This window comes from uncultured Sphingomonas sp., assembly GCF_964244235.1.
Lineage (GTDB): Bacteria > Pseudomonadota > Alphaproteobacteria > Sphingomonadales > Sphingomonadaceae > Sphingomonas.
Map to the genome: position 1 here is coordinate 1 of NZ_CAXTII010000031.1, position 11,322 is coordinate 11,322.

Sequence of the window (11,322 nt, forward strand, 5' to 3'; positions counted from 1 at the left end):
GGCGACGACACCTCCTTCATCGCCAAACCGTGGCCTTTTTCAGCAACCTGTTAAAAAAGGTTATGTCTGGCTCGCAGCCGAATTTAAATCTGGATGGAAATTAGGATCACTAGTTTTACTATGTAATCCTTTGCTCACCTTCTACATTTTTCACGAAAAAGCTAAGTGCCGCTCCATTAACCTCTGCGACGTCGCTCGTTTACGCAAAATCTCGGCTCCAAGTCAGGAAGGCAATCTTCACGTTCGGCAACGTAGAGGGTGTGCTGGATCACCCCAATCGTGCCCCGGTACTCAGATAACTGCCCAACCCCGTTTACCACTCCCCACCCGCATCCTCGATCGCCTTCAACAACGCCCGCTTGCTCGGCTTCCGGCGATTACCGCCATTACGCGGCAGCTTAGTAACTCCCGTCTCCGCACGCCGCCGTTCGATGTCGGCAACGAACGCCGCAAGCGGGGTGGCCTTGTCAGGCCTTGAGGTCTGCGACACCATAATCGCCTCCGCTTTCATGCCGAATACGCCGATCCATATAATCCAGATCGGCATCGCCATGAAGGATGAAGAGCTGGCGCGCCTGTTCAAGCATTTCGGGGGCGGTGCCGGACGCATATTGGCCCATCCGGTCGGCGATCATGTCCTCCACCGAAATGATCGCGACCTCGCCGTCCTCGCCCAGGTCGATGAGGACCAGTCGGTCGCGGTCGGCCATGCCGTTCAGCACCGTCGCCGACACGATCTCGAACCCCAAGCGTAACTCGGGGTGAACCCAGCCGAGCGGCGTGTGACCGAGGCCGACGGGCTTCGTGAAGCCCAATTGTTTCAATTCGCCCTCGAACTCCTCCTGCCGGGGCGTGACGATATCGAAGTCGCCGGTCGTGACCGCGCTGTTCGAATATAGCTCGACCGCGCCGCCGCCGACCAAGATGGGGGCGGGAAAGCCGCGCGCCTTCATCGCCTCGCTGGCCCGCGCGAACAGGCGCAGCGCCGCCTCGAATTCGGGCCGGTACGCGCTCACCCCGCGGTAGCGTCTTCGGGGATGGGTGCCACCTTCCCCCGCGCGGTCAGCAACGGTGCCAGATACCGCCCCGTAAAGCTCCCCGCCGCCTTCGCCACCGTCTCCGGCACGCCCTCCGCGACGATTGCCCCGCCCTTCACGCCGCCTTCCGGCCCCAGATCGATGATCCAGTCGGCGGTCTTGATGACGTCGAGATTGTGCTCGATCACCACCACGCTGTTCCCCTGCTCGACCAGCGCGTGGAGGACCTCCAGCAATTTGCGGACGTCCTCGAAATGCAGGCCGGTGGTGGGTTCGTCGAGGATGTACAGCGTGTTGCCGGTCGCCCGCCTGGACAGTTCCTTGGCGAGCTTCACGCGCTGCGCCTCGCCGCCCGACAGCGTCGTCGCCTGCTGGCCGACCTTGACGTAGCCCAGGCCCACCTCGACCAGCATCGCCATCTTGTCGCGGATCGGGGGGACCGCCCTGAAGAATTCCGCGGCGTCCTCGACCGTCATGTCGAGCACGTCGGCGATCGAGTGGCCCTTGAACTTCACCTCCAGCGTCTCGCGGTTGTAGCGCGCGCCGTGGCAGACGTCGCAGGTGACGTAGACGTCGGGGAGGAAGTGCATCTCGATCTTCAGCACGCCGTCGCCCTGGCACGCCTCGCACCGGCCGCCCTTGACGTTGAAGCTGAAGCGGCCGGGCTTGTAGCCGCGCGCCTGGCTTTCGGGGAGGCCGGCGAACCAGTCGCGGATCTGCGTGAAGCTGCCGGTATAGGTCGCGGGGTTGCTGCGCGGGGTGCGGCCGATCGGCGACTGGTCGATGTCGATGACCTTGTCGAGATATTGCAGGCCGGTGATCCTGTCGTGCTTGCCCTGCACGATGCGCGCGCCGTTCAGTTCGCGCGCGGCGGCGGCGTAGAGCGTGTCGATCGTGAAGCTCGACTTGCCGCTGCCCGAGACGCCGGTGATGCAGGTGAAGGTGCCGAGCGGGATGCTCGCGGTCACGCCGCGCAGGTTGTTCGCGGTGGCGTTGTGGACGGTCAGCTTCTTGCCGTTGCCCTTGCGGCGCGTGGTGGGCACGGCGACTTCGCGCGTGCCGTTCAGGTAATCGGCGGTGATGCTGCCCTTCGCCTTGAGGATCTGCTTCAGCGTCCCCTGCGCCACCACCTGGCCGCCGCGCACGCCCGCGCCCGGCCCCATGTCGATGATATAGTCGGCGGTGCGGATCGCGTCCTCGTCATGTTCGACGACGAGCACGGTGTTGCCGAGATCGCGGAGCCGCCGCAGCGTCTTCAGCAGCATGTCGTTGTCGCGCTGGTGCAGCCCGATGCTGGGTTCGTCGAGGACGTAGAGCACGCCGGACAGGCCGCTGCCGATCTGGCTCGCGAGGCGGATGCGCTGGCTCTCGCCGCCGCTGAGCGTACCCGAGGTGCGATCGAGGTTGAGATAGTCCAGCCCGACATTGTTGAGGAAGCCGAGCCGTTCGACGATCTCCTTCAGGATGCGTTCGGCGATCGCCTTCTGCTGGTCGCCCAGATGCTGCGGCAGGTCGGTGAAGAACTGCAGCGCGTCGACCACCGACAGATGCGTGGCGTAGCTGATGTCCTGCATGCCGATCTTGACCGCGAGCGCCTCGGGCTTCAGGCGCGCGCCGTGGCATGTCTCGCACGGGGCGGCGGACTGGTATTTGGACAGCTCCTCGCGCATCCACGCGCTCTCGGTCTGGAGCAGGCGGCGGTTGAGGTTGCCGATCACGCCCTCGAACGGCTTGGTGACGTCGTATTTCTTCCTGCCGTCGATGAAGGCCAGCGTGACGGGCTTGCCCTTGCTGCCATGCAGGATGACCTGGCGCACCTCCTCGGGCAGCTCGCCCCACGGGGTGTCGAGCGCGAAGCCGAACTCGCGCGCCAGGCTGCCCAGCACCTGCATGTAATAGGGCGATGGCGGGTTGGACTTCGCCCAGGGCACGACCGCGCCCTTCTTGATGCTGAGCGCGTGGTTGGGGACGACGAGATCCTCGTCGAACAATTGCTTCTCGCCGAGCCCGTCGCAGGCGGGGCAAGCGCCCTGCGGGGCGTTGAAGCTGAACAGCCGCGGTTCGATCTCGCTGATCGTGAAGCCGCTGACGGGGCACGCGAATTTCTCGCTGAACACGATGCGGCCGGCGGGGGCGTTGTCGCCCAGCACCTCCTGGCGCGGGGTGTGCGGTTCGACCGGATCGGCGGGGTCGACATAGGCCAGCCCCTCGGCGAGCTTCAGCGCGGTCTCGAAACTCTCCGCCAGCCGCGTCGCGATGCCACCCCCGTCAGCATTGGCACCCGTCACCAGGCGATCGACCACCACCTCGATGTCGTGCTTGTACTTCTTGTCGAGCGCGGGGGCCCCACCCGAAATAAAGTCGTCGATCTCGTGGATGGTGCCGTCGATGCGGACGCGGGTGAAGCCCGCCTTCTGCCACTCCAGCAGCTCCTTGCGATACTCGCCCTTGCGCCCGCGCACGACGGGGGCGAGCAGGTACAGCCGCGTCCCCTCGGGCAGCGCCATGACGCGGTCGACCATCTGCGACACCGTCTGCGCGGCGATCGGCAGCCCGGTCGTCGGGCTGTACGGCGTGCCGACACGCGCCCACAGGAGCCGCATGTAATCGTAGATCTCGGTGACGGTCGCGACGGTCGATCGCGGGTTGCGCGACGTCGTCTTCTGTTCGATCGAGATCGCGGGGCTCAGCCCCTCGATATGATCGACATCGGGCTTCTGCATCAGCTCCAGGAACTGGCGCGCATAGGCCGACAGCGATTCGACGTAGCGCCGCTGCCCCTCGGCATAGATGGTGTCGAACGCCAGCGAAGACTTGCCCGATCCGGACAGCCCGGTGATCACCGTCAGCGTGTCGCGGGGAATGTCGATATCGACATCCTTGAGATTGTGCTCGCGCGCGCCGCGGACGGAGATGGTGGTCAGCATGAAGGGAGTTCTACTTCTGTTCTGAACGGGATGCCAGTGGGGGAGATAGGGTCGCGCGCGCCCGATCGCCACCATGGTTGCGCCGGCGCTCGCCTGTATTATCTACATGATACACGAGCGGAGGACGGACATGGCCAAGACCAAGAAAGCGAAGATCCCCAAGCGGATCGCGGGCGTCAAGCTGCCCAGGGAATTGCGCAGGACCGGCGAGGCGATCCTGGAGCGCGCGAACAGCCCGCAGGGGCGCGAGATGCTGGCCGCCGGGCTGACGATGGCGGCAGCAGCGGCGACCGCTGCGGTGGCGCGGAGCCGGGCGGCGGCGGCGGCTCCGAAGGATGCGGGGCCCGGAGAAGCGGGCAAGCCGGGTACGGATCCGATGGCGTTCGCCACCGCGCTAGGCGGGATGGCGGAGGCGGCGTTGGGGACGTTCTTTGCCGCGAAGAAGCCGGGGTGACGCCTTGCGCGGGACGGTGCGCGCCGTAAGACGAGGCACATGACGCTCGATGAACTGCTGACCAAATGGCTCGGGACCGAAGGCGGAGCCGAGCGCGCCAATTACCAGATGTTCCTGAGCGAATTCACCGACGCGCTCGGCCTGCCGCGACCGCATCCCAAGGGCATGGGGCTGGGCGACTATGAATTCGAGGCACCGGTCAAATCGGAGGCTGCGCTGGGTCGCAAGGGCACGGGTCGGATCGACCTGTACAAGCGCGATTGCTTCATCCTGGAGGCCAAGCAGAGCCAGCTAAAGCCGGGCGAGGCCCCCGAGCCCGAGCCGCCCACACCGCCGCGCGAAACCGTCTACGACCTGTTCGGCCACGCGATCGGCACCGCCGCGCCCAAGGGCAAGACGCCGCCGCGCTACGACCGGCTGATGGCCGAAGCCCGCTTGCAGGCCGAGCGCTATGCGCTGGCGCTGCCATCCGACCATAAGTCGCCGCCATTCCTGATCGTAGCCGACATCGGCCGCGCCTTCGAAATCTATTTCGACTGGGCGGGCAATGGCCGGGGCTATGCGCCGTTTCCCGACGAACGCCATTACCGGATCACGCTGACCGACCTGAACATGGACAAGGTCCGCGAACGGTTGCGGGGTATCTGGACCGATCCTGCCAGCATCGATCCGCGATTGCGCGCGGCGGAGGTGACGCGCGACATCGCCGAACGCCTGTCCCGCGTGGCCGCGGAGCTGGAGCGGGGGCAGCGCGATTTGCGCCCCGGCGACGCGCAGGTCGCCTTGGGGATCGAGACGACCAGCCTGTTCCTCATGCGCATGCTGTTCTGCATGTTCGCGGAGGACGTCAAACTATTGCCCAAGGACAGCTTCAAGACCTTCCTTGCCGATGCGCAGGGCCGATCGCCGCAATTCTGGCGGTCGGGGCTCGCCGATCTGTGGTCGCGGATGAACGATCCGCAGGAGGTTAACCGTTATTGGTCGTATGGCGATGCGATCGTCCGCTATTTCAACGGCAATCTATTCGCGGGGACGCAAATTTTCGACCTGCCCCCCGAATTCAAGGGCGAATTGCTCATTGCCGCCGGCCAGGACTGGCGCGCGGTCGAGCCCGCGATCTTCGGCACGCTGCTCGAACAGGTGCTGACCGCGAAGGACCGTGCGAAGCTTGGCGCACACTACACGCCGCGGCCCTATGTCGAACGCCTGGTCGAAGCGACGATGATGGAGGTCCTCCGCCCCCAATGGGACGGCACGCTGGAACGCGCGCGGACGCTGGCGGATGGCGGCGACGTCGCGGGCGCGGTCGCCGAAGCGGCGGCGTTCCAGCGCCAGCTCGTCGACCTTCGCGTGCTCGATCCGGCCTGTGGCACGGGCAATTTCCTGTACGTCGCGATGGAGCAACTGCTCCGGCTGGAGGGCGAGGTCCGGCAGTTCGCCGCGGGGCTTGGAACGGACCTGAGCCCCGGCATCCATCCCAACCAGTTTCTGGGGCTCGAACTGAACCCGCGCGCGGCGGTGATCGCGGAACTGGTGCTGTGGATCGGCTGGCTGCGCTATCGGCTCACCAATACGCCGGACGCGATCGGCACGCCCGTGCTGCCGACGCTCACCAATATCAACCGGGGCTTGCACGGGGGATACGATGCGGTGTTGACGCGCCTGGCGACCGGCGAACCCGATATCGCCGATCCGCGCCGACCCGAATGGCCCGCCGCCGACTTCATCATCGGCAATCCCCCCTTCATCGGCGGCAAGGACATCCGCGCGCGGCTCGACGCCGACCATCCGGGCTATGCCGAGGCGCTGTGGAAGGCCAATCCGGGCGTGCCGAAGTCCGCCGATTTCGTGATGCACTGGTGGGACCATGCCGCCGCGCTGCTGACCGCGCCCGACGCCCGGCTGCGCCGCTTCGGCTTCGTAACGACGAACAGCATCACGCAGGTGTTCAGCCGACGGGTGATCGAACGGTATCTGTCTTCTTCTTCCCCTCTCCCCCTGGGAGAGGGGCAAGGCGCAGCAGCGCCGCGGGGTGAGGGCGAGGGCGATGCGTCCGAAGCGACGTCACCCTCACCCCTTCCGGCACCTGCGGCGCCTCCCTCCCCTCTCCTGAAAGGAGAGGGGAATCGGAAACTCCACCTCGTCCTTGCCATCCCGGACCATCCCTGGACGAAGATCGGCAAGGACGCCGCGGCGGTCCGGATCGCGATGACCGTCGCCGAACGCGCGGCCGGGCCGGGACGCGTCGTCCACATTACGGGCGAATCCGCGCTGGATACCGACATGCCCGAACTGACCGAGGCTACGAGCTTCGGCACGGTCAATGCCGACCTGTCGATCGGCACGGATGTGACCCGGGTCGTGCCGCTGATCGCGAACGAGGGGCTATGCTCGCCCGGCGTCAAACTGCACGGCAGCGGCTTCATCGTGACCCCGGCGCAAGCGAAGGCGCTCGGGCTCGGCACGCGACCCGGGCTGGACGCGCACATCCGCGATTATCGCAACGGCCGCGACCTGCTCCAGCGCCCGCGCGGCGTCATGGTCATCGACCTGTTCGGGCTGACCGAGGATGCGGTGATGGACCGGTTTCCGGAGGTCTATCAACATGTGCTGACCGCCGTACGCGACAGCGTGGACGAGAAGGGAACGCCCAACGGACGTGCCGTCAATCCTCGCTTATCCTACCGAAATAAATGGTGGATCTTCGGTGAGCCACGTGGCGATTTACGCCCGGCGCTCGCTGGTTTGACGCGGTACATCGGCACGACGGAAACATCCAAGCATCGCATCTTTCAGTTCATCGATGGATCGACCGTCGCCGATAATATGATTGTGGTGGCAGGATCGGACGATCCATTTCACCTCGGTATATTGAGTTCTGATTTCACGAAATATTGGGCTTTGGACCAGGGCGGCACGCTCGAAGATCGACCCCGCTATTCGAAATCGCTCGTCTTCGACCCCTTCCCCTTCCCCGACCCCACCGACGCGCAGCGGAGCGCCATCGCGACGATCGCCGAACGTCTGGATACGACCCGCCGTACCGCGCTGGCCGAGAACCCGTCGCTCACCATGACCGGACTGTACAACCTCGTCGCCGCGATCCGCGACGGTACGCTGGCCGTCGACAGAGAGGCCGGAGCGGTCAAGGCGCGCGCGCGGATCGTGGCGAAGCTGCACGACGATCTCGATGCCGCGGTCGCCGCCGCCTATGGCTGGCCCGCCGATCTCACCCCGGCGCAGATCGTCGAACGGCTGGTCGCGCTCAACGCCGAACGCGCGGCGGAAGAGGCGACAGGCCATGTCCGCTGGCTACGGCCCGACTATCAGATCCCGAAATTCGCGAAGCTGGCCAAGCGGCCGTAGCGCCCGGCCGAAGGGGCGATGCGGATATGACCCGTTTTCCTGCGAACACAGGAACCCAGGGTAACGATCGTCGACGCCTGTGATCCTGGGCTCCTGCTTTCGCAGGAGAACGGAGGCGGCTGGGCTGCGACACGGGCAAAGCCCATGTCGTCGGACGCGGCTGTAGCCGCGCCGGCCGGGCCGTCACCGGCAAGCATTCACGTTTAGCCACAGGCTAAACGTGAATCGCCTTGCCGGTAACGGCCATCGCCGCCTCCTTCAACGCCTCCGCATGCGTCGGGTGGGCGTGGCAGGTGTAGGCGATGTCCTCGCTCGTCGCGCCGAACTCCATCGCCAGCGCGGCCTCGGCGATCATCGTACCGGCCAGGCTGGCGACGATCCACACGCCAAGCACCCGGTCGGTCTTCGCATCGGCGATGACCTTGACGAAGCCATCGGTGTCGCGATTGGTCTTCGCGCGGCTGTTGGCCATCATCGGGAACTTGCCGACCTTCACCTCGCCCCCATTCTCTGCGGCTTTGGCGCGCGCCGCTTCCTCGGTGATGCCGACACCCGCGATCTCGGGCATGGTGTAGACGACGCTCGGGATCACGTCCTCGTTCACGATCCCGGTGTGCCCCGCGATGTTCTCCGCGACCGCGATGCCCTCGTCCTCCGCCTTGTGCGCGAGCATCAGCCCGGGGATGACGTCGCCGATCGCCCAGACGCCGTCCGCCTTGGTGCGAAAGCTGTGGTCGGTGTCGATCTGGCCGCGCGCGTTGGGTTCGATGCCGATCGCCGGCAGGTTCAGCCCGTCGACATTGGGCCTGCGCCCGATCGCGACCAGCACCGCGTCCGCCTGCAGCGTCTCGCCCTCCCCGCCCGCGGCGGGTTCGACCTGGACGCTGGCCCACCTCTTCTCCATAGGGCCGCCCTGCACGGTGACGCCGGTGACCTTGGTCGACAGGCGCATCTCGAAACCCTGTTTCCTGAACAGCTTCGCGCTTTCCCTGCGCACTTCGCCATCGAAGCCGGGGAGGATGGCGTCGAGATATTCGACGACCGTCACCTTCGCGCCAAGCCGCCGCCAGACGCTGCCCAGCTCCAGCCCGATGACACCGCCGCCGATCACGACCAGATGCTCGGGCACCTTGGGCAGCGCGAGCGCGCCGGTCGAGTCGACGACGACGGCCTGGTCGATCTCGACGCCCGGCAGCGGGGTGACGCTGGACCCGGTCGCGATCACGATGTCCTTCGCGGTGACGGTCCGGTCGCCGACCTGCACCGTGTGCGCATCGACGAAGCTGCCATAGCCCTTCAGCCAGTCGACCTTGTTCTTCTTGAACAGGAATTCGACGCCGCCGGTCAGCTCCTTGACCGCCTTCGCCTTTTCCGCGTGCATCTGGTCGAGGTTCAGCGTCGCGCCCTGAAGCTCGATCCCGAACTTGGCGAGATGCCCGCCCGCCGCTTCCTCGAAGATCTCCGACGCGTGGAGCAGCGCCTTTGACGGGATGCAACCGACGTTGAGGCACGTGCCCCCCAGCGTCTCGCGGCCCTCGGCACAGGCGGTGCGCAGCCCCAGCTGCGCAGCCCGGATCGCCGCCACATAGCCGCCCGGGCCGGCGCCGATCACGAGGACGTCATAGTCGTAGTCAGCCATATCTTTACGATCCCAACGGCAGAGTGCGGATTTCGCCACCCGGTTCGATGACGACGAACCGTCCCATCACCGCGAGCTGACCGCTTGTGAACAATGTAAGAAAGATTTTTGAAACGAGCAGGGCCTGCTCCGGTCGACCGCGCATATAGACGACCCCGGGTGGTGGTGGCTGCAATTCGTGGAAGATCATGCGACCAAAGTCCGCATCGAACGTCACGACGACCCGCTCTTCTTCCCGGGCCCGCGCAAGAATGGCGTCATCCGACGAACGCGGATCGATCTGCGCAATGGCCAGGCAATCATGGCCGAGGGACCGCAGCGCCGTCGCAACACCCAGCGGTACATTCTCGTCGATGACGAACTTCACCGATCAGGCCGCTTTCGGGACCACGGCATATAACTGATCGCCCACCACTTCGCGCGCAAACGCAAAAATCGCTTTCAGGTCATCAGGCGACAATCGCGGATAACTCTCGAACAACTCCGCTTCGCTCCAGCCCGCCGCGAGCCAGTCAAGGATGATCTCGACCGTGATCCGCGTGTCGCGAATCACGGGCTTTCCGCCCATCACGTCGGGCCGTGCCTCGATATGGTCGCGCCAGTTCATGCCTACCTCACAAATCGATCAGTATCCGCGTCGGGTCCTCGATAGCATTCTTCAGCGCCACCAGGAACGTCACCGCCTCGCGGCCGTCGATCAGGCGGTGGTCGTAGCTGAGCGCGAGATACATCATCGGGCGGATCACGATCTGGCCATCGACGACGACCGGCCGCTCGTCGATGCGGTGGAGGCCCAGCACCGCGGACTGGGGCGGGTTGATGATCGGCGTGGACATCAGCGAGCCGAAGACGCCGCCGTTGGAGATGGTGAAGGTGCCGCCCTTCATCTCGTCCATCTTGAGCGTGCCGTCCTTCGCGCGCTTGCCGAAATCGCCGATCGTCCTTTCGACGGTCGCGACCGACATCTGGTCCGCGTCGCGGATCACGGGAACGACGAGGCCGCCGGGCGACGAGACTGCGACCGAGATGTCCGCATAGTCGTGATAGACGATATCGTCGCCGTCGATCGACGCGTTGACGCTGGGGATGTCCTTCAGCGCCATGCACGCCGCCTTCACGAAGAAGCCCATGAAGCCGAGGCGCACCCCGTGCTTCTTCTCGAACAGATCCTTGTACTTGGCGCGTGCGGCGATCACCGCGGTCATGTCGACGTCGTTGAACGTCGTCAGCATCGCGGCGGTGTTCTGCGCCTCCTTCAGCCGCTTGGCGATCGTCTGGCGCAGGCGCGTCATGCGGACGCGCTCTTCCGCGCGGCCGGTCGAGGCGGCGGCGGCGACCGAGGCGGGTTGCGGCGCCGGGGCCGGAGCGGGCGCGGCGGCCGGCTTGGCGCTGGCGGCGGCGGTCACGTCTTCCTTGGTCAGGCGACCGTCCTTGCCGGAGCCCTTCACGGTCGAGGGATCGACGCCGTGCTCGAGCACCGCACGGCGGACCGACGGCGACAGCGCGGCGGGCGAGCCGTCGGCGGCGGGCGCATCGCTCGCCGACGTGCCCGGCTGGTCGCCATAGCCCGCGCCGCCTTCCTGCGCGGCGGGGGCGGGTGCTGCGGTGGCGGGTGCAGGTGCGGGCGAAGGCGCAGGTGCCGCGCCGGCCCCGTCGATCGTCGCGATCATCGCGCCGACCTGCACCGTGTCACCGACCTTGACCGCATGTTCGCCCATGACACCCGCGACGGGGGACGGCACTTCGACCGACACCTTGTCCGTCTCAAGCGACGCGATCGGCTCGTCGGCCTTCACCGGGTCGCCGGGCTGCTTGAGCCATTCGCCCAGCGTCGCTTCGGTGATCGATTCGCCCAATACGGGGACGGTGACTTCGGTTGCCATGCTGTCTTCTGCCTTC

The 11,322-nt window shown here is 66.0% G+C and carries 8 protein-coding genes; 2 read left to right on the forward strand and 6 right to left on the reverse strand.

What is annotated here, in order from left to right; genetic code table 11:
* Positions 1 to 467 precede the first annotated feature (467 nt).
* Together ACFE7D_RS07215 and uvrA are read right to left on the reverse strand one after the other, a co-directional pair.
* The gene (locus ACFE7D_RS07215; RefSeq protein ID WP_375394752.1) at positions 468 to 1,016 is read right to left on the reverse strand and encodes a hypothetical protein; all 549 of its coding nucleotides are present in this window, start codon (positions 1,014 to 1,016) and stop codon (positions 468 to 470) included.
* Positions 1,013 to 3,964, reverse strand: coding sequence for an excinuclease ABC subunit UvrA (uvrA, locus tag ACFE7D_RS07220; RefSeq protein ID WP_375394753.1), 2,952 nt, complete (start codon positions 3,962 to 3,964; stop codon positions 1,013 to 1,015). The genes ACFE7D_RS07215 and uvrA overlap by 4 nt, the downstream gene beginning before the upstream one ends.
* A 130-nt stretch (positions 3,965 to 4,094) precedes the next feature.
* Here uvrA and ACFE7D_RS07225 point away from each other — a divergent pair, with 130 nt between their 5' ends.
* Together ACFE7D_RS07225 and ACFE7D_RS07230 are read left to right on the forward strand one after the other, a co-directional pair.
* Positions 4,095 to 4,418 (forward strand): hypothetical protein, encoded by a 324-nt coding sequence (locus ACFE7D_RS07225; RefSeq protein ID WP_375394754.1) that lies wholly within the window; start codon positions 4,095 to 4,097, stop codon positions 4,416 to 4,418.
* Positions 4,419 to 4,457: 39 nt separating this feature from the next.
* On the forward strand, positions 4,458 to 7,784 hold the full coding sequence (locus ACFE7D_RS07230) for a class I SAM-dependent DNA methyltransferase (protein WP_375394755.1): 3,327 nt from the start codon (positions 4,458 to 4,460) through the stop codon (positions 7,782 to 7,784).
* A 214-nt stretch (positions 7,785 to 7,998) separates the two neighbouring features.
* Here ACFE7D_RS07230 and lpdA read toward each other — a convergent pair whose 3' ends face one another.
* Genes lpdA through odhB form a run of 4 tightly spaced genes read right to left on the reverse strand, consistent with a single transcriptional unit; the run spans position 7,999 to position 11,306 of the window.
* On the reverse strand, positions 7,999 to 9,423 hold the full coding sequence (gene lpdA / locus ACFE7D_RS07235; protein WP_375394756.1) for a dihydrolipoyl dehydrogenase: 1,425 nt from the start codon (positions 9,421 to 9,423) through the stop codon (positions 7,999 to 8,001).
* Between the two features lie 4 nt (positions 9,424 to 9,427).
* Positions 9,428 to 9,790 carry a DUF5615 family PIN-like protein gene (locus tag ACFE7D_RS07240; protein WP_375394757.1) on the reverse strand — a complete coding sequence of 121 codons (363 nt, stop codon included), beginning with the start codon at positions 9,788 to 9,790 and terminating at the stop codon, positions 9,428 to 9,430.
* Positions 9,791 to 9,793: 3 nt separating this feature from the next.
* Positions 9,794 to 10,030 (reverse strand): DUF433 domain-containing protein, encoded by a 237-nt coding sequence (locus tag ACFE7D_RS07245; protein ID WP_375394758.1) that lies wholly within the window; start codon positions 10,028 to 10,030, stop codon positions 9,794 to 9,796.
* Positions 10,031 to 10,037: 7 nt separating this feature from the next.
* Entirely contained in the window at positions 10,038 to 11,306 is a 1,269-nt protein-coding gene (gene odhB, locus ACFE7D_RS07250) for a 2-oxoglutarate dehydrogenase complex dihydrolipoyllysine-residue succinyltransferase (protein WP_375394759.1), read from the reverse strand.
* Positions 11,307 to 11,322 lie beyond the last annotated feature (16 nt).

Bases quoted from the DNA above. Each gene is read 5' to 3' on its own strand.
- uvrA (WP_375394753.1), bottom strand. From the start codon at position 3,964: ATGCTGACCACCATCTCCGTCCGCGGCGCGCGCGAGCACAATCTCAAG.
- ACFE7D_RS07225 (WP_375394754.1), top strand. From the start codon at position 4,095: ATGGCCAAGACCAAGAAAGCGAAGATCCCCAAGCGGATCGCGGGCGTC.
- ACFE7D_RS07230 (WP_375394755.1), top strand. From the start codon at position 4,458: ATGACGCTCGATGAACTGCTGACCAAATGGCTCGGGACCGAAGGCGGA.
- lpdA (WP_375394756.1), bottom strand. From the start codon at position 9,423: ATGGCTGACTACGACTATGACGTCCTCGTGATCGGCGCCGGCCCGGGC.
- ACFE7D_RS07245 (WP_375394758.1), bottom strand. From the start codon at position 10,030: ATGAACTGGCGCGACCATATCGAGGCACGGCCCGACGTGATGGGCGGA.
- odhB (WP_375394759.1), bottom strand. From the start codon at position 11,306: ATGGCAACCGAAGTCACCGTCCCCGTATTGGGCGAATCGATCACCGAA.